Annotated in this window: 20 protein-coding genes; 5 read left to right on the plus strand and 15 right to left on the minus strand. The window is 60.4% G+C overall.

Annotation, left to right across the window (positions count from 1 at the left end):
* Positions 1-182 precede the first annotated feature (182 nt).
* The 3 genes from FHT71_RS14195 (at position 183) to FHT71_RS14205 (ending at position 3,257) form a co-directional block, all read left to right on the plus strand.
* Positions 183-2,105 (plus strand): methyl-accepting chemotaxis protein, encoded by a 1,923-nt coding sequence (locus tag FHT71_RS14195; RefSeq protein ID WP_183720436.1) that lies wholly within the window; start codon positions 183-185, stop codon positions 2,103-2,105.
* A 44-nt stretch (positions 2,106-2,149) separates the two neighbouring features.
* A complete protein-coding gene (locus FHT71_RS14200) occupies positions 2,150-2,617 on the plus strand; it encodes a chemotaxis protein CheW (protein WP_007802269.1) in 468 nt (155 codons plus the stop codon).
* Between the two features lie 229 nt (positions 2,618-2,846).
* Positions 2,847-3,257 carry a GFA family protein gene (locus FHT71_RS14205; protein ID WP_183720439.1) on the plus strand — a complete coding sequence of 137 codons (411 nt, stop codon included), beginning with the start codon at positions 2,847-2,849 and terminating at the stop codon, positions 3,255-3,257.
* A gap of 146 nt (positions 3,258-3,403) precedes the next feature.
* Here the strand turns inward: FHT71_RS14205 and FHT71_RS14210 are convergent, their stop codons facing one another.
* The 3 genes from FHT71_RS14210 to FHT71_RS14220 form a co-directional block, all read right to left on the minus strand.
* A complete protein-coding gene (locus FHT71_RS14210; RefSeq protein ID WP_132590743.1) occupies positions 3,404-4,273 on the minus strand; it encodes an aldose 1-epimerase family protein in 870 nt (289 codons plus the stop codon).
* A 105-nt stretch (positions 4,274-4,378) separates the two neighbouring features.
* Positions 4,379-4,873 (minus strand): CreA family protein, encoded by a 495-nt coding sequence (locus FHT71_RS14215; RefSeq protein ID WP_132590741.1) that lies wholly within the window; start codon positions 4,871-4,873, stop codon positions 4,379-4,381.
* Positions 4,874-4,936: 63 nt separating this feature from the next.
* Positions 4,937-5,527 carry a 3'-5' exonuclease gene (locus FHT71_RS14220; RefSeq protein WP_132590739.1) on the minus strand — a complete coding sequence of 197 codons (591 nt, stop codon included), beginning with the start codon at positions 5,525-5,527 and terminating at the stop codon, positions 4,937-4,939.
* A gap of 264 nt (positions 5,528-5,791) precedes the next feature.
* Here FHT71_RS14220 and FHT71_RS14225 point away from each other — a divergent pair, with 264 nt between their 5' ends.
* Positions 5,792-6,313, plus strand: coding sequence for a GNAT family N-acetyltransferase (locus FHT71_RS14225; protein WP_007802279.1), 522 nt, complete (start codon positions 5,792-5,794; stop codon positions 6,311-6,313).
* Between the two features lie 33 nt (positions 6,314-6,346).
* Here the strand turns inward: FHT71_RS14225 and ligA are convergent, their stop codons facing one another.
* The 8 genes from ligA to FHT71_RS14265 all read right to left on the minus strand — a co-directional run bounded on the left by ligA (position 6,347) and on the right by FHT71_RS14265 (position 17,649).
* Positions 6,347-8,518: an NAD-dependent DNA ligase LigA gene (ligA, locus tag FHT71_RS14230; RefSeq protein ID WP_132590737.1), complete on the minus strand. Its 2,172-nt coding sequence runs from the start codon at positions 8,516-8,518 to the stop codon at positions 6,347-6,349.
* A gap of 108 nt (positions 8,519-8,626) precedes the next feature.
* Entirely contained in the window at positions 8,627-10,300 is a 1,674-nt protein-coding gene (gene recN, locus FHT71_RS14235; RefSeq protein WP_132590735.1) for a DNA repair protein RecN, read from the minus strand.
* A 5-nt stretch (positions 10,301-10,305) separates the two neighbouring features.
* Positions 10,306-11,175 (minus strand): outer membrane protein assembly factor BamD, encoded by an 870-nt coding sequence (locus tag FHT71_RS14240; RefSeq protein WP_183720441.1) that lies wholly within the window; start codon positions 11,173-11,175, stop codon positions 10,306-10,308.
* 275 nt (positions 11,176-11,450) lie between these two features.
* Positions 11,451-12,407, minus strand: a complete 957-nt coding sequence (gene lpxC / locus FHT71_RS14245) for a UDP-3-O-acyl-N-acetylglucosamine deacetylase (protein WP_132590733.1) — start codon at positions 12,405-12,407, stop codon at positions 11,451-11,453.
* 286 nt (positions 12,408-12,693) lie between these two features.
* Positions 12,694-14,418, minus strand: coding sequence for a cell division protein FtsZ (gene ftsZ / locus FHT71_RS14250; RefSeq protein ID WP_007802290.1), 1,725 nt, complete (start codon positions 14,416-14,418; stop codon positions 12,694-12,696).
* Between the two features lie 56 nt (positions 14,419-14,474).
* A complete protein-coding gene (gene ftsA / locus FHT71_RS14255) occupies positions 14,475-15,806 on the minus strand; it encodes a cell division protein FtsA (RefSeq protein WP_007802292.1) in 1,332 nt (443 codons plus the stop codon).
* A complete protein-coding gene (locus FHT71_RS14260) occupies positions 15,803-16,735 on the minus strand; it encodes a cell division protein FtsQ/DivIB (RefSeq protein ID WP_183720444.1) in 933 nt (310 codons plus the stop codon). The genes ftsA and FHT71_RS14260 overlap by 4 nt, the downstream gene beginning before the upstream one ends.
* The gene (locus tag FHT71_RS14265; RefSeq protein WP_132590729.1) at positions 16,723-17,649 is read right to left on the minus strand and encodes a D-alanine--D-alanine ligase; all 927 of its coding nucleotides are present in this window, start codon (positions 17,647-17,649) and stop codon (positions 16,723-16,725) included. Before FHT71_RS14265 ends, FHT71_RS14260 begins: the two co-directional genes overlap by 13 nt.
* Before the next feature lie 504 nt (positions 17,650-18,153).
* On the opposite strand from FHT71_RS14265, the gene FHT71_RS14270 reads away from it, so the two are divergent.
* The gene (locus tag FHT71_RS14270; RefSeq protein WP_007802297.1) at positions 18,154-19,458 is read left to right on the plus strand and encodes an MFS transporter; all 1,305 of its coding nucleotides are present in this window, start codon (positions 18,154-18,156) and stop codon (positions 19,456-19,458) included.
* 116 nt (positions 19,459-19,574) lie between these two features.
* Here FHT71_RS14270 and murB read toward each other — a convergent pair whose 3' ends face one another.
* From murB to ftsW, 4 genes are read right to left on the minus strand one after another with little or no spacing between them, the layout of a single operon-like run.
* Complete coding sequence (gene murB / locus FHT71_RS14275; protein WP_132590727.1) at positions 19,575-20,549, minus strand: UDP-N-acetylmuramate dehydrogenase; 975 nt, start codon at positions 20,547-20,549, stop codon at positions 19,575-19,577.
* Positions 20,546-21,961, minus strand: coding sequence for a UDP-N-acetylmuramate--L-alanine ligase (murC, locus tag FHT71_RS14280; RefSeq protein WP_132590725.1), 1,416 nt, complete (start codon positions 21,959-21,961; stop codon positions 20,546-20,548). The genes murB and murC overlap by 4 nt, the downstream gene beginning before the upstream one ends.
* Positions 21,958-23,082, minus strand: coding sequence for an undecaprenyldiphospho-muramoylpentapeptide beta-N-acetylglucosaminyltransferase (gene murG / locus FHT71_RS14285; RefSeq protein ID WP_132590723.1), 1,125 nt, complete (start codon positions 23,080-23,082; stop codon positions 21,958-21,960). Before murG ends, murC begins: the two co-directional genes overlap by 4 nt.
* Before the next feature lie 6 nt (positions 23,083-23,088).
* Positions 23,089-24,243, minus strand: coding sequence for a putative lipid II flippase FtsW (gene ftsW / locus FHT71_RS14290; RefSeq protein ID WP_007802306.1), 1,155 nt, complete (start codon positions 24,241-24,243; stop codon positions 23,089-23,091).
* Position 24,244: the final 1 nt, after the last annotated feature.

The raw sequence follows: 24,244 nt of genomic DNA on the forward strand, positions 1-24,244 counted from the left end.
GCAACAAAGGCAACCTACAATCTTTGAGGGTTAGCAAATACTTAAAAATACATATCTATATTTAGCAATGGATAGAACGGTCGCCGTTCTCGTGACATGATGTCTGCCTGGCATTTCAACCCCGGCTATCCGCGTGAGCGCAAGATACATGCCGCGTCTCATCGCGGGGGGATAATCGTCACATGACTGATATGAAAGTGCGCAAGAGCCTCTCCGTTGGCCAGCGGCTTGGAACGCTGGCCGGCGCTGCATTCGTCGGCTTCGGCGCGATGCTTGGAGTCGGCTGGCACCAGAATTCGAGCGCCGACGCCGCTCTGAGGCATGCCAACGAGATCCAGGCTAGCGTCGATCACATCAACGAGCTGCGCACGGCAAATCTTACTCTAATTCTCGCCGCCATGGACACCATCGTCGATCGCGGCGATCGCGCCGTGATGCCCGAACGCCTGAAACTGATGAACGAAGCGATCGGCGAGCTACAGAGCAGTTCCAAGGAAATGCACCGCCTCGGAGAGGAGCTGAACGCGGGAAGCCTGCTCTCCACGTATGATGCAGACGTGGCGACACTCGGACAGAATGTCGTCGGAGACCTGAAAGCTGCCGTCGAATCTGGGGCGCCCGACAATGAATTCGACAGGCTTGATGACGCCATCGACGGTGGCGGCGACAAGGTGGGCGCGACTCTGGATAAGTTCGCCCGCGAAGGCGGCGAATTCGCCAAGAGGAGAATCGACGAAGCCAATGTGATCTCGCAGCGAGCGATGCACATCCAGCTTGCACTTGGCATCGTCGCTATCCTGACGATGGCGATCCTGCAGTACATCCATGGCGGCTCGATTCGCCGCGGCATCGAGGGCGTACGCAAGAGCATGCAGGGGATCATGCGCGGCGATCTCGATAGCCACGTCCCCGCCACTGAGCGTGGCGACGAGATCGGCGACATGGCGCGCGCGGCGGAGAGCTTTCGCCTTGCCGCAATCGAGAAGCAGGACCTCCAGGCGCGAAGTGAAAGCGAACGCCAGCAAAGTGATGCCGAGCGTCGCAGCCGCGAAGCGGCAAAACTTGCAGATGCCGAAGCGCTCGATAAAGCAGTAAAAGCACTGGGCCAAGGCCTCACACGGCTCGCTGGCGGTGACGTAACGGTCACCATCGATCAACCGTTCAAGCCGGAACTGGAGCGCCTGCGTAGCGACTTCAACGAGACCACGGCAACGCTCCGCCAGACGATGGCCGGCATCTCCCAGAACGGAGCTTCCATCCAGGCGAACAGCCAGCAGATGCGCTCGGCCGCCGACGACCTCGCAAAGCGCACAGAACAGCAAGCGGCCTCGCTCGAGGAAACCTCCGCTGCCCTCGATCAGATCACGGCAACGGTTCGCAACGCCACCAACCGCGCCGAAGAAGTCGGCCACATGGTGGCCAATACCCGGCAGAACGCGGCGAAGTCAGATGTGGTCGTCACCGACGCCATGGCGGCCATGGAGCGAATCGCGGCGGCCTCGCGCGAGATCGGAACGATCATCAACGTCATCGATGAGATTGCATTCCAGACTAATCTCCTCGCCCTCAACGCAGGCGTCGAGGCGGCGCGCGCAGGCGAAGCCGGCAAGGGCTTTGCGGTCGTCGCACAGGAAGTGCGTGAACTCGCCGGTCGCGCAGCGGGTGCCGCCAAGGATATCAAGGCTTTGATCGGGAAGTCCGGAGCCGAGGTGAAGGCCGGCGGTGAACTCGTGACGGCCGCAGGCGAAGCGCTGCGCCAGATCGGCGACGATGTTTTGCGCATCGACGAGCATGTTAAGTCAATCGTAACCTCTGCACGCGAACAATCCACTGGACTGAACGAAATCAATACGGCCATCAGCCAGATGGACCAGGTGACGCAGAAAAACGCGGCCATGGTGGAAGAGACGAACGCAGCAAGCCACGCACTCGCCACCGATGCCGACAGCCTGATCCACCTGATCCAGACGTTCAAGATCGGCGAGGGCATGAATGCCCGTTCTACGCCGCGGGAAGCCACCGCAGTCTCGCATCCAAAACCATCTCCCGCACGAAGCCTGATCGGCAAGGTGGCGGGCGCATTCAACGGCGGCGCAACCGCCTAAGCCATGGCCCCACCGGCCGGAGACAACTGGGAAGAATTCTGATCATGAACAGTACTATCATCAACCAGACCGGCTCGCATCTCGAGATCGTCTCTTTCCATCTCGGCGAGCAGGAATTCTGCATCGACATCATGGCGATCCGCGAAATTCGCGGTTGGGCACCGGTCACCCCGATGCCGCACACGCCGCCTTACGTGCTTGGCCTCATCAACCTGCGCGGCGCGGTGATCCCGGTCATCGACATGGCCTGCCGCCTCGGCATGAAGATGACGGAGCCGTCCGAGCGCTCCGCCATCATCGTCACCGACATAGCCGGCAAGCTCGTCGGCCTGCTGGTCGAGCAGGTCTCCGACATGATGACCATCAAGAGCGAAGACCTGCAGCCGGCGCCGGAGATCATTCCGGAAGCACAGCGCGCCTTTTGCCGCGGCATCGTTGCGCTGGAAAAGACCATGGTCTGCTTCCTGAACCTCGACACCGTCATCGCCGACGAGCTGGCACAGGCCGCGTGATCAGACTAGCCGGGTTTCGCTGCTAGGCCTGGCCCCTGACAACATTTCCGAACCGCTTGCGACCGAACGTTGCAAGCGGTTTTTCTATGCCGCCATTCTTAGGGCCGCATTGCAGGCTATCTCGTTGGCGAACGCCACCTCCGTCATGCGGTCGTTAGACATAACCTTGTAAATGAAGGGCGAAGGCCGGCGTTTCAATGTCGTTGGAAAAGGCAATGGGATACGCAGGATGAGCAAAGCACAGACCCGCCACACCGGAGGATGCGGCTGCGGCGCGATCCGCTATAGAATCGACGAGGCGCCCCTATCCAGCGGTATCTGCCATTGCCAGACATGCCGGAAGGTTGCTTCGGCTCCCGCGCTGCCGTTCGTCACCTTTCCCGTGCGAACACTGGTGTACGAACAAGGAGCCCCGCGGGCTTTCGCCTCCTCGAAGGGCGTCGTGCGGACATTCTGCGGCTCATGTGGTTCCCCGATCGGCTACCAGAACGATGCGGACCCCGGTTTGATCGACATCATGACCGTCAGCCTCGACGAGCCGGATGAGTATCACCCGACCTTTCACGTCTGGACATCCGAAAAGGTGTCCTGGGATGTCATCTGCGACAACCTGCCGGCCCATCCCAAAAGCCGTCCCTAACTCGACGGGCCGCGCTGCTGTTGCGGCTTGCCGTTCTTCCACATGACGTTCCGGCCGTAGAGCGGGATCGTCGAGATCGCCATCTTGGCCGAGCCGTCGGCCTCGAAACGATCGCGGTCGGATCGCAGACTGATGCCAGGATCGAACTACTCGACGATCTCGACCGTAAACGCAAAGCGGCCGATCTCGCCGGGAGGCAATGTCAGGCTGTACGGTCGCTTTGCAAGCTCCCTCGAGCCGTTCTTTTGAGCAGCCATCCCATGCCAGGGTTCGATGCAGATGAACGGCGCACCCGGTTTCTGCCAGAGCGCCAGATTGGGCAGATTCTCAAAACTGAAATGCATCGTCGGTCCGCCCTGGACGCCGTAGCGCAGCCCCGTCCCCGCATCCTCCGGAAAGATCATCGCATCCTGCTCGAACATGCCGTGGTCCAGCACAAGCCGTCCTGCCTTGAATGGGGATGCCAGCTTTGCGGGCGAAATCAGCCCATTCTCCAACCGCACCAAACCGGGTTCGCCCTGATTGTCGAGCGTTATAACGTGATCCTGCCCGGCCGCGCCTGGCAATGGCCAGAGGAAGGCGGGATGAAAGCCGAGCCCAAAAGGCATCGGCCGCCGGTCGCGATTGGTCACCTCGGCGGCGACGGTCAGCGCCCGCCGCTCAAGCGTATGCTCCACCGCCAACAGGAAGTCGAACGGAAAGACCGCCATCGTCGTGGGCGATGACGCAAGCTCATACCGGCACGTCGTCGCGCTGGCGGACGCAAGGGCAAATTCCGTCCGGCGCGCGAAGCCGTGCTGGCCCATCGGAAAGCTCTGGCCGTCGATTGCCAGCATGTCATCGGGCGCCTTGCCGACGATCGGGAAGAGCACAGGCGAACGCCCGCCCCAGAAAGCCGCATCACCATTCCACAGCCACGACCTGCCGTCGCTCGTCAGCAAGTCCTGCATCTCGGCGCCGAAAGAGGAGACATCGACTGTCAGGTACTGGTTTGCGATCCGCGTGAAGCTTGGCATCGAGCATCCTTTCGATTTGATCCGCAATCGGACCCTATCCGCGTCAACCAACGATTTCCATGACGACGCACGATTGGCCACCTCGCCCCGTCAGCGAGCGCGCAGCTATTGCGGCTTTCCGTTCTTCCAGATGACGCTCTGGCCATAGAGCGGGATAGTCGAGATCGCCATCTTGGCCGAGCCGTCGGTCAGTTCGCGAGAATGTGCGAGATAGATCAGCGTGTCGTTCTCCTTGTCGTAGATCCGGTTGACGACCAGTTTCTTCCAGATCAGCGACATGCCTGTCTTGAACACCTCGTCGCCGCCCTTCGACAGGTCAATGTCGCCGATCTCAATCGGACCCGTCTGACGGCAGGCAATGGAGTTGTTCGAAGGATCCTCGAACCAGTTGCCGTTCTTCACGCGGTCGATAACGCTGCGGTCGAAATAGGTGACGTGACAGGTCACGCCTTTCACCTGCGGGTCGGTAACCGCGTCGATGATGATGTCGTTGCCGATCCAGTCGACCCCGACCTTGCCGACTTGGTCGGCGGATGCCGTGCCGGCGCAGAGGCCTACAAGCGAGGCGGCGGCAAGCGCGATACAGCTCTTTCTGGACATGACGGCTCCCTGATTGCATCCGCATCTAAGGTAAGCGCGACGGATGCCTTTACAAGGAAGCCCTCACGCCTTCCTGCACGTGCAGGCCTCGTACCCCTCCGACGTCAGCCTTCCCGGTTTCATGCCGATCAGAGCAGGAATGGCGTTCACCGCTGTCGCCCCGACGGCCTTTGCCATCTCAATCGCCGCATGCGCACAGACCGCAGCGTCTTCGGCAGCGTTGTGATGCGCAAAGCGCAGCCCAAGGTGCTCGGCAATCATGTTCAGCCGATGAGACAGGAAATGCGGCCAGATTCGCTGTGCCATCTTCAGGCTGCAGAGATAGGTGAGTTCCGGATAAGATTGCCGATACAGGTCGAGACTTGTGCGCCAAACGCTGAAATCGAAAGCCGCATTGTGCGCGATCATGGTCGCGCCTCGGAAATCGTCGTGAAACTCGTCCATCACCTTCGGAAACTCCGGCGCGTCCTCGACGTGCTCCGGCCGAATGCCATGAATGGCGATGTTCATGCCGGAAAACCGCATTTCCTTCGGGCGGATCAGCCGTTCCTCGACGCGGGTGACCTTGCCATCCTCGATCCATGCCAGACCGACCGAACAGGCGCTGCCGCGTTGTTCGTTGGCAGTTTCGAAATCAATGGCGATGGTCTTCAAGGGGTTTCCGATTCGATTGTATCGATTTGGCATAGCCTTCCGGCCCTGTCGGCGCAAACCCAAGCTGTTGACATCCGCAACCGGATTGCGAAACATGGCGGGCATGAACGGATCGATGACCATGACGCTTACGCTGACGACCACCACCCTTGCAGGGTTGGCGGGAGCGACGGTGCGTTAGATCAAGCCCCGTCATCCCCGAAACCCTGCCGAGGCGAGCAGGGTTCTGGAACCGGCTCTCCTCACAACAACCAGGAGAGTTGCATGCAGAATAATCCAAGCAGTAGAAAAGCACCTGTCGGACTGTTGATCCGAGCCATCCGTCCGTCCGACACCGAAGCCTTGGCAGCGCTGGTCAATCTGCCGGGCTTTCGGGCCGGGACCTTGCGTCCGCCCTACCAGAGTATCGAAGAAACCCGCCGCCATGTCGAAAACAGCAATCCGGACGCGATGCGTCTGGTCGCAACCATCGACGGGCAAATCGTCGGCGACATCGGCATGACCCGCTTCCGCGGCCGTCGCAATCACGTCGCCGGCATCGGCATGGGCGTTCATGACGACTTTACCGGCCGAGGCATCGGCAGCGCGCTGCTCGCAGCCGTCATCGACGCCGCGGATAATTGGTTGAACATCATGCGTCTGGAATTGACCGTCTACACCGACAACGAAGCCGCTCTTGCGCTCTACAGAAAGTTCGGCTTCGAAGAGGAAGGCGTACTTCGTGCCTACGCCTTCCGGGCCGGCAGTTACGTCGATGCCTATGCGATGGCGAGGGTCAAGCGGTAGAAGAAGGCTCTGAGGTGAGCAGAACCGATGCCCTCACCCGCCGATCAGCGCCAGCCACTCGTCCTCGTCCATCGTCTGGACACCGAGTTCGCGTGCCTTGTCGAGCTTCGAGCCAGCGCCGGGTCCCGCAACGACGATATCGGTCTTCTTCGACACCGACCCCGCGACCTTGGCGCCGAGGCTTTCGGCCCGCGCCTTGGCCTCGTCGCGTGAGAACTTTTCTAGCGAGCCGGTGAAAACGACGGTCTTGCCGACGACAGGGCTGTCGGATGTCACCGGCTGTTCGGCGGGCAAGGGCCTCTTGTCGTTGAGCTCGTCAAGCAGCGCTCCGATCACGTTGATATTGCGCGGCTCCTTGTAGAATTCGACGATGGCACGAGCGACAATCTCGCCAATGCCTTCGATGGCGTTCAAGTCGTTCCAGGCATCGCCGGAAAGTGATGCAGCCTCCTTCATCGCCTCCTCGAAGGCGTCATAGGTGCCATAAGAGCGCGCCAGCAGTTTCGCGGTCGTCTCGCCGACATGGCGGATGCCGAGCGCATAGATGAAGCGGTGGAGCGCGATAGTGCGGCGCTCGTTGATAGCTGCGTAGAGCTTGCCGACACTGACCTTGCCGAAGCCGTCGATATTCTCGAGCTTGGTCAGTGAGCCCGCCTGCCGCTTCTCCAGTGTGAAGATATCGGGCGCGGTGCGAATCTGCAGCGCCCTGTCCTCATTCTCGAAGAAGAAGTCGATTTGCTTCGATCCAAGGCCCTCGATATCGAAGGCATTGCGGGAGACAAAGTGCTTGAGATGCTCCGTCGCCTGCGCCCTGCAGATGAAGCCGCCGGTGCAGCGGGTGACCGAATCGAGCTTGCCGGTCTTCTCGTTCTTTTCGCGCACGGCATGGCTGCCGCAGACCGGGCAGGTCTTCGGGAATTCGTAGCGGGCTGCATCTGTGGGCCGCTTTTCCATGACGACGTCGAGCACCTGCGGGATGACGTCGCCGGCCCGCTGCACGATCACGGTATCGCCGATGCGGATATCATGCTCCTCCTCGCGGATGCGTTCGCCCGAATTGCCGATGCCTTCAATGTAATCGGCATTGTGCAGCGTCGCATTGGTGACGACCACGCCTCCGACGGTGATCGGGGTCAGCCGCGCGACCGGCGTCAGCGCACCAGTGCGGCCGACCTGGATGTCGATATTTTCGACCGTCGTGAAGGCCTGTTCCGCCGGGAACTTATGCGCGGTCGCCCAACGCGGGCTGCGCGAACGGAACCCAAGACGGGTCTGCAGCTCAAGACTGTCAACCTTGTAGACGACGCCGTCGATGTCGTAGTCGAGATCCGGTCGCTTCAGGCCGATCTCGTCATAGTGCGCCAGGATATCGGCGACGGAATTCAACCGCTTCATCAACGGATTGACGGGAAAGCCCCATTCCTTGAACTTCTGCACCATGTCGAATTGCGTCTTCGGCAAATCATTGGGCTCGGAAATCTGGCCCCAGGCGTATGCGAAGAACTTCAGCTTGCGGCTCGCCGTCACTTTCGCATCGAGCTGTCGCAGCGAGCCAGCGGCGGTGTTGCGCGGATTGACGTATGTCTGCTTGCCCGCCGCCTCCATCTGCTTGTTCAGCGCCATGAAGTCGCTCTTGGCCATATAGACCTCGCCGCGCACTTCAACGACGGCAGGAACGCCCGCAGGCAACTCGTTGGGGATTTCCTTGATGGTGCGGATATTCGCGGTGACGTTTTCCCCCGTCGTACCGTCGCCGCGAGTCGCTGCGTTTACAAGTTTGCCATTCTCATAGCGGATCGACATGGAGAGGCCGTCGATTTTCGGCTCTGCGGTAAACGCGATCGACTGGTCCGGCAGACGGCCGAGAAAACGGTAGACGCTGGCCACGAAGTCCTGCACGTCCTCCTGCGAGAACGTATTGTCGAGCGATAGCATCGGGCGCGCATGCACGACAGGCGCAAAGGTCACCGAAGGCGCGGAACCGACACGCCGCGATGGGCTGTCTTCGCGAATGAGTTCCGGAAAGCGCGCCTCGATCGCGTCGTTGCGCCGCTTCAGCGCATCATACTCCGCATCCGAAATCGCCGGGCGATCCTCGCCGTGGTAAAGCTCATCGTTGCGGGCGATCTCCCTGGCAAGTCGCTCAAGCTCGGCAGCGGCATCTTCGATCGTCAGGGCATCAACGGCTATGGCTTCGGTCGACATACGGCTCTCGCTCCACGGAATCTGGAGTCGTTTTAGAGCAAAATGCATGGATTGAAAGAGAGCGAGACGTCATCTCCGGCGCCTCTCCCCAATTCGGCGATTGCGAAATCAGCCGTTCCCGGCCAGCAGACGGGCAGCCGCGGCCCTCGCCTCTTCCGTCACCGAGGCCCCCGCCAGCATGCGCGCGATTTCCTCCGTACGGTCGCCAGGCGCCATCGTCGCGACGCGAGTCGCGATCTTCTCGGAGCCTTCCGCAGCCGGCCCCTTCGAAATCAACAGATGCGTTGCGGCCCGTGCCGCAACCTGCGGCGCATGCGTGACCGACAGCACCTGTACACGGTCGGAAAGGCGCTTCAGCCGCTGCCCGATTGCATCCGCAACCGCGCCGCCGACGCCGGTATCGATTTCGTCGAAGACGAGCGTTGGCGCAGAGCCACGATCGGCAAGCGCCACTTTAAGGGCCAGCAGGAAGCGCGAAAGCTCGCCGCCGGATGCCACCTTCATGATCGAGCCCGGACGCGTGCCGGGATTGGTCTGAACGTGGAACTCCACCACGTCGATACCCTCCGAGGTCGCATCTTCGGGATCGGTGGTGATTTCCACCATGAATCGTGCCCGCTCGAGCTTTAGCGCCGGCAGCTCCGCCATGACCGCAGCAGCCAGCGCGTCTCCAGCATGATGACGCTTGTCGGAAAGCGTGCGGGCCGCCGTGTGGTAGTTCGCCTTGGCGACACCGACCTCCGCCTCAAGCTTGGCAAGCCTTTCCTCGCCAGCGTCGAGATCGGCAAGATCGCCGATCATGCGAACGGCGAGCGCCGGCAGTTCGGTCACCGGTACGGAGTACTTGCGCGAGGCGGCGCGCAAGGCAAACAGGCGCTCCTCTACACGCTCCAGCTCTTTCGGATCATATTCCGTTTTCCGGAGTGCCGCCTCGACTTCCATCTGAGCGTTGGAGAGCTGGTCCAGCGCAGCGTCCAGAAGCGCCACCGTATCTTCCAGCAGTCCTGGGGCTTCGTGGCTCTTGCGCTCCAGCCGGCGCACCAGCGAGGCGATATGCGGCACAGGAGAGGCGTTGCCGTTGAGGAACTCGGAAGCCTCGGCGATATCGCCCGCGATCCGCTCGGCCTTCATCATCTTCTGGCGGCGGTCGGCAAGTTCGTCCTCTTCGCCATCCTGCGGTGACAGCTTTTCGAGCTCCTCGACGGAGGAGCGTAGATAATCCGCCTCGCGCGCAGCATTCTCAACCTTCTCGCGCTGCTTCTTCAGTGTTCGCTCGGTATCACGCCAGATGCGGTAAAGGTTGGAAACGGCCGCAGAGTCTTCGTTCGCGCCTGCGAAGGCATCGAGCAGCATCCTGTGGGCATGCGTATCGACGAGAGCGCGATCATCATGTTGGCCGTGGATCTCGACCAGCATCTGTCCGGCCTGGCGCATCAGCTGAACACTGAGTGGCTGGTCGTTGACATAGGCCTTCGTACGCCCGTCAGAGTTTTGGACGCGGCGAAAGATGAGATCGCCATCATCATCGATGCCGTTTTCGCGCAGCAACTTGCGGGCGCCGTGATCCGGCCCGACGTCGAAGACAGCCGTCACCTGCCCCTTGTCTTCGCCGTGTCGAACAAGGCCGCCATCGCCGCGGCCACCAAGGGCAAGCGACAGGCTATCGAGCAGGATGGATTTGCCAGCACCGGTCTCACCGGTCAGCACCGAGAGGCCGGTCTCGAAGGCGAGATCCAGCCGCTCGATCAGGACGATATCGCGGATCGAAAGCTGGGTCAGCATTGGCCTCAGGAACCGAGCAGGAGTTTCTTGCCTGCAGCAGCGATCCAGGAGCCCGGGTTTTCACGCGGCTCTGTGCCACCGCTCTTCAAGAGCTTGAAGGAATCTGCGTACCACTGGCTATCCGGATAGTTGTGGCCCAGAACGGCGGCGGCGGTCTGCGCCTCCTCGACGATGCCCATTGCATAATAGGCTTCGACAAGGCGCGCGAGCGCTTCTTCGATCTGGTTGGTATTCGGATACTTCTCAACGACTGTGCGGAAGCGTGAGATTGCCGCAAGGTATTCCTTGCGTTCCATATAGTAACGACCGACCTGCATTTCCTTGCCGGCGATCTGGTCGCGTGCGAAGCGGATTTTCGCTTGCGCATCGTCGACGTATTCGGAATCCGGATAATTGTCGATGACAGCCTGCATGGCTTCGACGGTCTTTGCAGCCGCGCGCTGATCCTGCGTGACGTCGACGATCTGCTTGGAATAGGTCAGACCGATCAGATACTGCACATAGGGAGCATCCTTGGACTTCGGATACTGCGCCATATAGCGGTTACCCGAGGCGAGAGCATCGTCGAGACGGCCTTGGCGGTACTTGACGAAGGTGCTCATCACGAGCGCCTTGCGCGCCCATTCCGAGAACGGGTTCTCGCGGTCGATGGCATCGAACTTGCGCGCCGCCTCGGCCATGTTACCGGCCTTCATGTTGGCGAGGCCCTGGGTATAAAGAACATCCGGCGGATCGCTCTCGACGCCGAGCTTGGTAATATCGATGTCAGGGTCCGACTGGCATCCGGAAACTAAGGCACCTGCGCTCAGCACCAAGAGCGATGCGAACAAAGCGCGCGCTGTCTTCATCATACTTTCAGACCCTGCATAACCCATCGGAACAATCCCAACGCTGCCATCCCTCAACAGCAGCCACGCCTTGCTGGCGTTTCTAGCCACAAATGAGCAGCCAGAGCAACGCAATGATGATGCATTGACGCATTTTTGTGGCGACGCAGGCCATATTCACCGGTTTTGCACCGAGAAAGCTGCAACTGTTGCCGCTAAACATCTGCGGCAACACATCTATCGGGGAATCACCGTCGGTCTGTTCCCCATAAAGAAACCGCCTCCCGAAGGAGGCGGCCCTGGCCTTAAAGATGCGATGGAGGTCATGCCGACCAGGGAGCAAATTCCGGTGCGTTGACCCGGATGAAATCCCGAGGAGCAACACGCTGGCGCGGCGCAGAGGTCTCGACCACTTCATAGGCGGTCGGGTCGCTGAGCAGCGCCTTGAGAGCATTAGCATTCATCTTGTGGCCACCGCGATACGAGCGGTAGCAGCCGATAAACGGAGCGCCGGCCAGTGCCAGATCGCCGACGGCATCGAGTGCCTTGTGGCGCACGAACTCGTCCTTGGCGTAACGCAGGCCCTCGACATTGATAACAGTATTGTCGTCCGAGATGACGACGGAATTCTCAAGCGAGGAACCAAGCGCATGGCCAGATGCCCAGAGACGCTCGACATCCCGCATAAAACCGAAGGTGCGAGCGCGCGACAACTCTGACTTGAACGTCGCGGCCGTCATGTCGCCTTCCCATTTCTGCCGGCCGATCAGCGGGCAATCGAAATCGATCTCGACTTCAAAGCGCATACCGTCATAGGGACGGAACTCGCTCCACGAGCCGCCATGCTCGATGCGAACCGGCTTGGTGACGCGGACGTAGCGGCGCTTCACGCCGAGCGATACCAGGCCAACCTGTTCGATCGCTTCGATAAAGGGCATAGAGCTGCCGTCCATGATCGGCATTTCGGCGCCATGGACCTCGATCAACACGTTGTCGAGACCAAGCGCGTAGACAGCAGCCATGACATGTTCGATCGTCGCGACTGAGCGCGCCGGCGAGAACCCAAGAACAGTGCAGAGATCCGTATTGCCGACCTGCGAAGAAACAGCACGGTATTCGGAAACCTCGCCGTTCTCATGCATGCGATTGAAGACGACGCCAGTGTCGGCTTCTGCCGGGTTGAAGGTAATCGAAACGTCAGCACCGGAATGGACGCCGATGCCCGAGAGCGTGATCGGACGTGATACCGTCGTTTGAAAACCCAACATGCCAATAACCATAAATTTTGCCTTTATTATCCCTGGTGACCCGCCGCGGCTAACATGCCGAACTATCTGCCAGGGTTCATTTCACTCCGTCCAAGTCTCGCCATGAAGGGCACAAGGGCGGTTTCTTGACCCCATACATACGTGCGCCCGGGTTCCAATCCAAATCACTGTTTCTTTCGCATTGTTACGAAAGTATGCCATTGAAATAACAGCGCAATTAGCGCCAGATTCGATGCTCTGAAACGGCAATGCCCGGGAGCTTACTCCCGGGCATCCTTGTGGCGATTCTGTCCTTGCTTCAGTTCGACTGACGGCGCAGGAATGCCGGAATTTCGAGCTGATCGTCTTCCTGCATCATGCGAGCCTGCGGAACGCTACGACCCTGATCGTCGAGATTTCCACGGCGCGGTGCATAGAGGCTTGCTTCGGGAGAGAGCGGACGGCGCTGCTGCGAGGCAGCCGCAGGAGCCGACGTCATCTCCGGCGCGACTTCCTCTTCGCGGCGGCCAAGCGAGTTGGTGATCCGCTTCAGGAGGCCCATTGGACCACGCTCTTCATGCGCATGAGACGTCGGAGCAGGCTGCGAGCGATGGTCGATCTCTGCCTGAACCACAGGCGGGAAATCTTCCACCTTCGGCATACGTACGGCCTGCTGAGCGGCCATCGGCTGCTGCATGACCGGTGCCGGCTGGCTGATAACAGGCTGCTGAACCGGCTGGCTCATGACCGGAGCGTGAACTGGAGCCTGCTGAACCGGAGCTGGACGAATGACCGGAGCGGCCTCAGGAGCAGCGAAGATCTTGCTCTGCGGACGGAAGGTCTCCTGCATCGCCGGCTGCTGGACCGGGGCTGAAGCACGCGGCGCGTGGATTTCAAGCTCGCGTTCCATTTCGGCTTCAGCCGTACGGATTGCTTGCGCGACCGGATCGACGGGCTTGGGTGCCTGCTGCAGGACAGGTGCAGGCTGAACTGCGGCCGGCGCCGGAGCAACGGCCGCGGAAGGACGCACGATCGGCTTTGCCACCGGCTGGAAAGTCTTCCCTGCCGCCGCGTTGATGGCACGGTCGATGCCTGTCGCAACGACGGAAACGCGGATGATGCCTTCGAGCGATTCGTCGAATGTCGCGCCGAGGATGATGTTCGCATCCGGATCGACTTCTTCGCGAATACGGGTTGCCGCTTCATCGACTTCGAAGAGGGTAAGGTCGCGACCGCCGGTGATGGAGATCAGCAGGCCCTGTGCACCCTTCATCGAGGTTTCGTCGAGCAGCGGGTTGGCGATCGCAGCTTCGGCAGCCTGCATCGCGCGGCCCTGGCCGGATGCTTCACCGGTTCCCATCATGGCGCGGCCCATTTCACGCATGACCGAACGAACGTCAGCGAAGTCGAGGTTGATGAGACCTTCCTTCACCATCAGGTCAGTGATGCAGGCAACACCCGAATAGAGAACCTGGTCAGCCATCGCGAAAGCGTCGGCAAAGGTCGTCTTGTCGTTGGCGATGCGGAAGAGGTTCTGGTTCGGGATGACGATCAGCGTGTCGACCGACTTCTGCAGCTCTTCGATGCCGGCTTCCGCCAGGCGCATGCGGCGACCGCCTTCGAAGTGGAAGGGCTTGGTGACAACGCCAACGGTCAGGATGCCCTTGTTCCGGGCTGCCTGAGCGACAACCGGAGCAGCACCAGTACCCGTGCCGCCGCCCATACCGGCGGTGACGAAGCACATATGCGTGCCGTTCAGGTGATCGATGATTTCATCGATGCATTCCTCGGCAGCTGCGCGACCGACTTCCGGCTGCGAGCCAGCACCGAGACCTTCGGTAACATTGGCGCCGAGCTGGATAATGCGCTCTGCCTTCGTCATCGTCAGGGCCTGGGCGTCGGTGTTGGCAACGACGAAGTCGACGCCCTGGAGGCCCGCGGAGATCATGTTATTGACAGCGTTGCCACCGCCACCGCCAACACCGAACACGGTGATACGCGGCTTAAGCTCAGTGATATCCGGCTTTTGCAGCTTGATAGTCATGTTACCGTTCCTTCTCTTTATGGCCGCATCGCCACGCCGGCCAATTCACTCAATTATCAGAAGCTTTCTTTCAGCCACTGCCCCATGCGGGCAAAGCGGCTGGTATTTCCCCCAAGCGACATGAGCAGACCGCTCTGTGACGCATGTGTTTCCTGGTCCGCGACCTGCGGATAGATCATCAGGCCGACGGCGGTCGAAAAGGCTGGGCCCTTCGCTGCTGTCGGCAGGCCCGAGACGCCCATCGGACGACCGATTCTGACGTTGCGGGCAAGAATGCGGCGTGCGACTTCGGCAAGGCCGGTCAGCTGGCTCGCACCGCCCGTCAGCACGACGCGCTTGCCGACGATCGGGCTGAAGCCCGAGCGCTGGATGCGGTCGCGGATCAATTCCATCGTTTCCTCGATACGGGCGCTGACGATGCGTGATACCAAAGCGCGCGGCACCTGTGTCGGCAGGTCGCGTTCGTCTTCGCCGATCGGCGGGATCGAGATCAGTTCGCGCTCGTCCGAGGAATTCGGCATCGCGGAAGCATGGACGACCTTCAGGCGTTCGGCATCCTCGATACGGGTCGAAAGACCGCGGGCGAGATCCGTGGTGACGTGATGGCCGCCGAGGCCGACGGCATCCGTGTGCACCAGCTTGCCTTCTGCGAAGACCGAAATCGTCGTCGTGCCGCCGCCCATATCGATCGCCGCGCAGCCGAGCTCGACTTCGTCGTCGACGAGAGCAGCAAGGCCGGATGCGTAGGGCGTCGCAACGATGCCCTCGACCGAGAGGTGCGCGCGATTGACGCTGAGCTCGAGGTTCTTGAGCGCGGTACGCTCAGCCGTGACGACGTGCATGTCGACGCCGAGAACGTCACCATACATCGACAGCGGATCGCGGATACCGCGCTCGCCGTCAAGCGAAAAGCCGGTTGCCAGCGAATGCAGTACGGCACGATCCTGGCGCAGCGACTGCTGGCAGGCGGCGGAAAGGACCTTCTTGAGGTCGTTCAGTTCGACTTCCTGGCCACCGAGATCGATGGTCGCAGTGTAGATGTCGCTCGTCAGGCGCCCCGCCGTGACGTTGACAATCAGGCTTTCGACAGTAAGACCGGCCATGCGCTCTGCAGCGTCGACCGCAAGGCGAATCACGCTTTCCAGAGCATCCAGGTCAGAGATCGCACCGGTCTTGATGCCACGCGAGCGCTGATGACCGATCCCGATGATCTCAATGTTATGCGTGCGACCGGGCAAAACCTGACTTTCCTCGCGGGGCGTCAGGCGGCCGATCATGCAGACGACCTTCGTCGATCCGATGTCCAGCACCGAAACGACATGGGACCGCTTCGATGAAAGCGGCTTCAGGCGCGGCAATCCGAAATGGGACGAACCGAACAAGCTCATATATTTTGCCCCGCCTTCTTCAAATCCTTAGCCCTCTGATCGAGCACCAGTTGCCGGCGCGCCATCGCCTCCGGCGTCAACTGAATTGCCGTGCGGTCGGCGAGCCTCAGATCGACGGCAGCGATGTCGCGCTCCAGAAGATCCTGCTCCTTCATGACCTTCGACAGCCGCGCCAACGCCAGATCGACATCGTCTTCCGGCAGCTTCACCGAAATGCCGTTGTCCATGTGCAGATCCCAGCGACGACCCGAAACCCAGACGTAGGCCTTCACCCGCGCCTTGATCTCCGGCCAGTTTGCGAATTCGGCTTCGAGCGAAGTTGCAGCAGCCTCCGCGCCACGACCAACCACCAGAGGCAACTGCGAGAACTTATTGTCGCGCAGCGGAGCGATTACCGAGCCCCCCTTCTCCACGAGAGAAAGTTCCTGGCCATGCTGCCAGATGGCGTAGGCCTCACGCTCCTTGAGTTTCACCTCGATCGTCTTCGGATAGATCTTGCGAACTTCAACATTCTCGACCCAGGGAAGCTTCGCGATCTTCTGACGCGCCGCATCGACATCGAGCGCCACGAGCGACGTTGTGCCATCAAGCCCCAACAGCTGCAGGATCTCGATTTCGGAGGTCTCGGAATTGCCGGACACCTTCACATCATCGATCGCAAATCCGGCAGCCGTTGTCGTCGCCTGGGCAACGGCTTCTGTGTGACCACCGAGCGACATGCCATAGAGACCCGTCGCGGCAAAGAAAGCCAAGGCGGAGACCGTCCCGACATGAGCCGGAATATGGATGCGGCCGCTTCCGAGGCTGACAAGGAAGCGAACGACACGCCGCAGCGGGCGCGGCAGAATCAGCCGACCATCACCCTCGGGATACGAAGGCTCCACCTGATGACTTGGGCGCCCTATCCTTTTGACCGTCACCGAGAACAAGAAGCGTCCTCCACCATCCAACGGAGAAATTCACCAAACGAGTAGCCGGCATGACCGGCCATTTCGGGCACCAGGGAGGTTGGCGTCATGCCTGGCTGAGTATTGATTTCCAGCCAGATAATTTCGCCATCTTCGGAGAAGCGGTCGTCATAACGAAAGTCGGAGCGACTGACGCCACGGCAACCAATTGCTTGATGCGCCCTTAACGCCAATGATTGTATTTTTTGGTAAATATTCGGTGAAATTTCCGCAGGGATGACGTGTTTCGATCCACCCGCGACGTACTTGGCATCATAATCGTAGAAGCCATGCCCGAGCGGCACAACCTCGGTCACGCCGAGGACCCGATCACCCATAACGCCGCAAGTCAGCTCGCGACCATAGATGTAACGCTCGACAAGAACCTGCTCGCCGTAGCGCCATTCCGGAGAGCTGATGATCTGCGGAGGGTGAGATTGATCCTCTTGAACGATCACCACGCCGAAGCTGGAGCCCTCACGCACAGGCTTCACAACATAGGGCGGCTTCATCGGGTGCTCGGCCGGAAAGGCGAATCGATTGATCACCTCGGATTGCGCAACCGGAATGCCAGCGGCGGCGGCAACGCCCTTGGCCTTCTCCTTGTCCATGGCAAGGGCCGACGCCAGCACGCCGGAATGCGTGTAGGGAATCTCAAGATATTCAAGCACGCCCTGGATCGTACCATCCTCGCCGTAGGGGCCATGCAGTGCATTGAAGACGACATCGGGTCGCAAGGCAGCAAGCTTCGCAGACACATCGCGGTCGACATCAATCCGCGTCACCTGGAAGCCCTCAGCCTCAAGAGCATCCGCGCACGCCGTCCCGGAAGAAAGGCTTACCGGCCTCTCCGAGGAAAACCCGCCCATCAGGACAGCGACATGCTTGCGACTCATCAACACCCCCAAAAAATAACCTGCACACTGCGTTCCGACGCTTGCACCAAGCTTGTTTGTCGTCCGAATCTCGCTCGGTGATGCAGATGTATTAGAGTCCGATTATGGTTAATGAAGCGTTTACTTTCGTTAATTTTTGCCTTGTCCGACCGCCCGGACAGGGCCGTGCAAAACGCAGAAACCCCGTGGCGACAGCGCGTGACGCGCGGGGTTCCGTAAAGGAAGTTGTGTCAGTTCGAGCCCTCTTCGCCTGCTAATTTCCACACAAGGCCACCCAGAGCGCCGCCAAGGAGCCCTCCTGCGCTCAACCAGAGCGTTCATGAGGGATCTGCTTCATATTGATTCTGGTCAAGTGACCACACGCGGGCGTCGATGGGTGGAAAAAATGCAAAGCCTACTAATCTTTTTTTCGTTTGTTACGCGGTGACCATTTGCGCCGAATTAAAATTGCGTTAAGAGCCGCCTGCCTCCCAAGGCATCTTTACAATCCCGATTGGAATGAAAATGTCAGACGCGATATACAAAGTATCGCCGACTCCCGCTTCATCGAACCATGCGCAAGTCAACTCGCCGGCGCGTGTTCTGATCGCGAGCCTCGTCGGCACCACGATCGAATTCTTCGATTTTTACGTGTATGCAACCGCCGCCGTGCTGGTCTTTCCGACGCTGTTCTTTCCGAACAGCGACCCGACGACCGCACTGCTTGCATCCTTTGCAACCTTCTCCATAGCCTTCTTCGCCCGTCCGCTCGGCGCCGTGGTCTTCGGCCATTTTGGCGACAGGATCGGCCGCAAGACGACACTCGTTGCCGCGCTGCTCACCATGGGCATTTCGACGGTTGTGATCGGCCTCCTGCCCTCCTACGAATCGATCGGCGTCATCGCACCGCTGCTGCTCGCGCTTTGCCGTTTCGGCCAGGGCTTCGGTCTCGGCGGCGAATGGGGCGGCGCCGTGCTGCTCGCGACCGAGAACGCGCCGGAAGGCAAGCGCAGCTGGTACGGCATGTTCCCGCAGCTCGGCGCCCCGGTCGGCTTGTTCCTTTCCTCGGGCATCTTCTGGCTGCTGCTGCAGGTCATGTCTCAGGACGCTTTGCTGAGCTGGGGCTGGCGTGTGCCGTTCATCTCCTCGATCCTGCTGATCGTCATCGGCCTCTGGGTCCGCCTCTCAATCACCGAGACGCCAGCCTTCCAGAAGGCGATCGACAAGCAGGAACGCGTTGCTGTTCCGGTTGCCGAACTCTTTCGCAAGCACAAGCGTAGCCTGTTCCTCGGCACCTTTGTGGCGCTCGCGACCTTCGTGCTGTTCTATATCGGATCGGCCTACCTGCTGTCCTACAACGTCAAGGTCCTGAAGATCCCGTTCCTTGACGCGCTCGAAATCCAGATCGTCGGTTCGGTCGCCTTTGGTATCTTCATCCCGATATCAGGCAAACTGGCCGAGCGGTTCGGACGTCGCGAAATGCTGATCCTCACCACCTTGCTGATCGGTATCTTCTCGTTCTTCCTGCCCGGCCTGATGACCGGCGGCGAAGGTGGCATCCTGGTCTTCGCGATCGTCGCCATGGCGCTGATGGGCATGACCTACGGTCTGATCGGAACCGCGCTTGCCGCCCCCTTCCCGACGGCCGTCCGCTACACCGGCTCGTCGATCACCTTCAACCTTGCCGGCATCTTCGGCGCTTCGCTGGCGCCCTACATCGCCACCTGGCTGCAGGCAAACTACGGCATGCAGTATGTCGGCTACTATCTCGGCCTCTCCGCGGTCATCACGCTGATCTGCATCCTGGCTTCGGGCCGCGACGAAGTCTGAAGTTAACTCATATTGAAAACGAAGGCCGCAAAACCCTGGTTTTGCGGCCTTTCTTATCTGTAAGAAGGTAAAAAGCTATTTCCTGTCGCTCGAGCGAGGAACCAGCCGGACGAAGTCTACTCGCTGGTCACGCCCTGGAAGGGGCGGACTTCGCGTCCCGGCATGAAAACGCCGAGACGCTTGATTTCCCACTCAAGCTTGATGCCGGAATTCTCGAAGACCTCGCGGCGAACCTGTTCGCCGAGATATTCGAGATCATATCCCGTCGCCTGCCCCATGTTGATCATGAAGTTGCAGTGAAGCGAGGACATCTGCGCTCCGCCGATCACCAGACCGCGGCATCCGGCCTCGTCGACGAGCTTCCAGGCCGAATGCCCTTCCGGGTTCTTGAAGGTCGAACCGCCGGTTTTTTCCCGGATTGGCTGGACCGTCTCGCGATGGCTGCGCACGGCGTCCATCTCAGCGCGGATCTTGGCGCGATCCTCGCTATAGCCTTCGAAGAGCACCGACGTGAAAATCAAATCGTCCGGCACCGACGAATGACGGTAGGAATAGCCCATATCGGCGTTCGACAGGATGTGCTTGTTACCCTTGCGATCAACGGCGTTCACCTCGACAACCCGTTCACGCGTCTCCGCGCCATTGGCGCCGGCGTTCATGCGTGCCGCACCGCCGATGCTGCCAGGGATGCCGTAGTAGAAGTGGAAGCCGCCGATGCCGTTGTCCATTGCCATGGCCGCAACATGCTTGTCCGGGCAGATTGCACCGGCAAGAATACGATTCTCGCCAGCGAGCTCGACTGCGCCGAAGCCTTTCGCCGAAAGCCGGAGAACGACACCAGGAATGCCGCCATCGCGCACGAGAATATTAGAGCCGACGCCCACGACGGTGATCGGCACTTCTTCGGGCAGGATCTTGAGGAAGGCGATGAGGTCGTCCTCGTCGTGTGGCTGGAACATCAGCTCGGCCAGACCGCCAGCGTGGAACCAGGTGACACGGTCCATCGGCGCATCCGGTGTGATCCTCCCACGGATGTCCTTTACGCCGTCGCCGAGCGACGCAAGAAGCTTTTCCCCATTCACCTGTTTCATGCAGATATTCCCGAAAGGCTTTCCAATTGCTTGGGCAGCGCTGCCGCCCAGTATGTGATACTCCCAGCCCCCAACAGAACCACAAAATCCCCCGGCTTTGCAATCTCTGCGACCATTTCAGGCAAAAGCTCTGGGGACGACAAGAAGCGGGCATCACGGTGACCGCCCGATTTGATCCGTGACACAAGTGCCTCGGAGTTCGCCCCTTCGATGGGATCCTCGCCTGCGGCATAGACAGGCGCAAGGAAAATGCTGTCCGCATCGTTGAAGCAAGCCGCAAACTCCTCGAAAAGGCTCGATAGGCGCGAATAGCGATGCGGCTGATGGACCGCAATCACACGCCCCTTGCAGGCCTCGCGCGCGGCCCGCAGCACGGCCTTGATCTCGACCGGGTGATGACCGTAATCATCGAAGATCTGCACACCGTTCCATTCGCCGGTCAGCGTGAAGCGACGCTTGACGCCGCCAAAGGAGGCCAGTCCCTTGGCGATGTCCTCGCTCGACATGCCGAGACGGTTGGCAACCGCAATCGCGGCGGTGGCATTAGAGATGTTGTGACGTCCGGGCATCGGCATCACGAGATTGTCGAGCCTGATGACCTGCCCAGTCCGCCGGCGACGGATCTCGACGTCGAAAATCGAACGCGGACCCTCGACACGAACATTCATGAAACGAACGTCGGCCTGAGGATTCTCGCCATAGGTAATGATCTTGCGGTCCTCGATGCGGCCAACCAGTGCCTGGACTTCCGGATGGTCGAGGCACAGCACGCCGAAGCCGTAGAACGGCACGTTCTCGACGAACTGGCGGAATGCAGCGCGCACGGCATCGAAGTTGCCGTAGTGATCGAGGTGTTCAGGGTCGATGTTGGTGATGACAGCAACATCAGCGGGAAGCTTCAAGAATGTGCCGTCGGACTCGTCGGCCTCCACCACCATCCATTCACCCTCGCCCATGCGGGCGTTGGTGCCGTAGGCATTGATGATGCCGCCATTGATTACCGTGGGATCGAGGCCGCCTGCTTCCAACAACGTCGCCACCAACGACGTCGTTGTCGTCTTGCCATGCGTTCCGCCGATCGCGATCGCGTTGCGGAACCGCATCAATTCGGCAAGCATCTCTGCCCGGCGTACGACCGGCAGCAGCTTTTCGCGCGCCGCTACGAGTTCCGGGTTGTTCTTCTTGATCGCGGTCGAGACGACGACAACTTCGGCGTCGCCGAGGTTCTCGGCCTTGTGACCGACGAAGACTTCGATGCCCTTGTCGCGCAGGCGTTGCACATTGGCGCTGTCGGCCTGATCCGATCCCTGCACGCGATGGCCGAGATTATGCAGCACCTCGGCAATGCCGCTCATGCCGATGCCGCCGATGCCGATGAAATGAACGAGGCCGATGGCCTTCGGCATTTTCATGCGCGTTTCCCCTTGAACTCTGCAATTGTACGTCGTGCCGCAATAGCCTCTACCATGTCGGCAAGCAAGTTCGCAGCATCGGGTTTACCCGCCTGCTTTGCTGCAGCGGCCATCCGGCCGAGCTTTTCGGGGTCATTCATCACATGGGTGAGGATCGAAGCAATCTTCTCGGGCGAAAGCTCGGCCTGCGGAATAACCTTGGCACCGCCTGTCGCCGCAAGCGCTGCCGCATTCGCGGCCTGATCGTGATCCAATGCATGCGGATAAGGCACGAGCACGGCCGGCCGCCCGATCACGGAAATCTCCGAAACAGTCGATGCGCCTGAACGGCAGATAACGAGATGTGCAGCGGCAAGTCGTTCGGCCATATCGGTGAAGAAGGGGGCTGTGTCAGCCGCCATCTTCAACTGAGCGACGCAAACGCCCATCATCTCCGTATCTTCCGGCCGCACCTGCTGGGTAAGGCGCAGGCGATCGCGAAGTCCGTCATCAAGTAAGCTGATGGCGGTCGGCATCGCCTTGGAGAAATACTGTGCGCCCTGGCTGCCGCCGAAGACGACGAGATTGAAAGGTTCACCAGGATTCGATGGAGAATACGGCACTTTCGCCGCATCGATGATTGCCGGGCGCACCGGATTACCCGTTGTCACCGTTTTGTCGGGAAACTGACCGCCGCCTTCAGGCAGGAAGCCGCCGGCAATCGCTTGCACGCGGCTCGCCAGCGCCTTGTTGGCGCGTCCCATCACCGCATTCTGCTCGTGGATCATGGCAGGCACGCCAAGGCGTGTCGCGGCGAGCAGCGGCGGTACAGTGGGATAGCCGCCGAAACCGACAACAACCACGGGCTTCAGCCGTGCAATCAGCTTCTTGGCGGCCCGCATGCCGCTCCAAAGCGTCCACAGCGAGCGAGCGACGGAGACCGGATTCTTCGAGCCGATCGTCGCCGACGGAACGACGTGGATCTCATCGGCCGGGAATTTTCCGGCATAGCGCTCGGCACGACTGTCGGTGACGAGATGCACGGAATAGCCCCGCTCTTTCAGCTTGTACGCCAGAGCCTCCGCGGGAAACACATGACCGCCGGTTCCCCCGGCGGCAAGCAGGACGATGCCTTTGCTCATGAACTCTTACTCCGCCGGCATGCCATGCGCGACGCGGAAGAGGCTCCGATCCTGCGCACGCTTTTCCGGCCTATGGCGCGTCAGCGCGAGAATGAACCCGGCGGTGACGCAGATGGCGACCATGGACGAACCGCCGTAGGAAATCAGCGGCAGGGTCATGCCCTTTGCCGGCAGCAGTTCGAGATTGACGCCCACATTGATGATCGACTGTATGCCGATCTGCAGCACGAGACCAGCGACGGCAAAGCGGTTGAAGTCATTCCGCTCCTTGTAGGCATGCGAGAGACCGCGCAGCACGAGAACGGAAAACAGCGCGACAAGCGCCATGCAGAAGACGATCCCGAACTCCTCGGCAGCGACCGAGAAAATGAAGTCGGTATGCGCGTCCGGGATGATGCGCTTGACGATGCCCTCGCCCGGTCCCTGGCCGAACCAGTCGCCGCGGATGATGGCTTCACGCGCCGTATCGATCTGGAAGGTATCGCCCTCGCCGGTCAAGAACTTGTCGATACGCAGCGCCACGTGCGGGAACACGTAGTAGGCGCCGAAGAGTCCTCCGACCCCGCCGGCACCCAGAATAATGATCCAGATCCACGGCATTCCGGCCATGAAGAACATGCCGCCCCAGACAGCCGTTGTCAGGATCGTCTGCCCAAGGTCGGGCTGTGCGACCAGAAGTGCTGCCACGATGCCAAACAGGATGATGGCGAACAGGTTGCCCGGAATTTCAGGCTGCCTCGCATGCTCGGCAAAGAGCCATGCGCAGACCACCACAAAGGCCGGCTTCATGAACTCTGACGGCTGGATCGAGATGCCGGCCAAGGTGACCCAGCGGCGGGAACCCTTGACCTCGATGCCGAAGAACAGCGCCAACAACATCATGGCGAGAGCGACAATCAGCAGGATGATCGCCGTGCGCCGCACCTGGCGTGGCGTCAGGAAGGAAAGCCCGACCATGACAGCGAGCGATGGGATCATGAAAGCCGCGTGTCGCTTGACGAAGTGGAACGGCTCCAGCCCGATGCGCTCGGCAACCGCTGGCGAGGCGGCGAACGACAGCATGAAGCCGATGCCCATCAGGAAGATGAACATCGCCAGGAAAAAGCGGTCGATGGTCCAAAACCAATCGGCCAGAGGCCCACGTTCCGCGCGGCTTACCATG

This window comes from Rhizobium sp. BK060, from assembly GCF_014193145.1.
In the GTDB taxonomy this organism is placed as follows: domain Bacteria; phylum Pseudomonadota; class Alphaproteobacteria; order Rhizobiales; family Rhizobiaceae; genus Rhizobium.

Excerpts from the sequence above, each read along its gene's own strand:
- ftsZ (WP_007802290.1), bottom strand. The coding sequence starts at position 14,418 with ATGACTATCAAGCTGCAAAAGCCGGATATCACTGAGCTTAAGCCGCGT.
- FHT71_RS14240 (WP_183720441.1), bottom strand. The coding sequence starts at position 11,175 with ATGGGTTATGCAGGGTCTGAAAGTATGATGAAGACAGCGCGCGCTTTG.
- lpxC (WP_132590733.1), bottom strand. The coding sequence starts at position 12,407 with ATGGTTATTGGCATGTTGGGTTTTCAAACGACGGTATCACGTCCGATC.
- FHT71_RS14215 (WP_132590741.1), bottom strand. The coding sequence starts at position 4,873 with ATGTCCAGAAAGAGCTGTATCGCGCTTGCCGCCGCCTCGCTTGTAGGC.
- ftsW (WP_007802306.1), bottom strand. The coding sequence starts at position 24,243 with ATGGTAAGCCGCGCGGAACGTGGGCCTCTGGCCGATTGGTTTTGGACC.
- ligA (WP_132590737.1), bottom strand. The coding sequence starts at position 8,518 with ATGTCGACCGAAGCCATAGCCGTTGATGCCCTGACGATCGAAGATGCC.
- murB (WP_132590727.1), bottom strand. The coding sequence starts at position 20,549 with ATGAAACAGGTGAATGGGGAAAAGCTTCTTGCGTCGCTCGGCGACGGC.
- FHT71_RS14200 (WP_007802269.1), top strand. The coding sequence starts at position 2,150 with ATGAACAGTACTATCATCAACCAGACCGGCTCGCATCTCGAGATCGTC.
- ftsA (WP_007802292.1), bottom strand. The coding sequence starts at position 15,806 with ATGAGCTTGTTCGGTTCGTCCCATTTCGGATTGCCGCGCCTGAAGCCG.
- FHT71_RS14270 (WP_007802297.1), top strand. The coding sequence starts at position 18,154 with ATGTCAGACGCGATATACAAAGTATCGCCGACTCCCGCTTCATCGAAC.
- FHT71_RS14205 (WP_183720439.1), top strand. The coding sequence starts at position 2,847 with ATGAGCAAAGCACAGACCCGCCACACCGGAGGATGCGGCTGCGGCGCG.
- FHT71_RS14195 (WP_183720436.1), top strand. The coding sequence starts at position 183 with ATGACTGATATGAAAGTGCGCAAGAGCCTCTCCGTTGGCCAGCGGCTT.
- murC (WP_132590725.1), bottom strand. The coding sequence starts at position 21,961 with ATGAAAATGCCGAAGGCCATCGGCCTCGTTCATTTCATCGGCATCGGC.
- recN (WP_132590735.1), bottom strand. The coding sequence starts at position 10,300 with ATGCTGACCCAGCTTTCGATCCGCGATATCGTCCTGATCGAGCGGCTG.
- murG (WP_132590723.1), bottom strand. The coding sequence starts at position 23,082 with ATGAGCAAAGGCATCGTCCTGCTTGCCGCCGGGGGAACCGGCGGTCAT.
- FHT71_RS14210 (WP_132590743.1), bottom strand. The coding sequence starts at position 4,273 with ATGCCAAGCTTCACGCGGATCGCAAACCAGTACCTGACAGTCGATGTC.
- FHT71_RS14265 (WP_132590729.1), bottom strand. The coding sequence starts at position 17,649 with ATGAGTCGCAAGCATGTCGCTGTCCTGATGGGCGGGTTTTCCTCGGAG.
- FHT71_RS14225 (WP_007802279.1), top strand. The coding sequence starts at position 5,792 with ATGCAGAATAATCCAAGCAGTAGAAAAGCACCTGTCGGACTGTTGATC.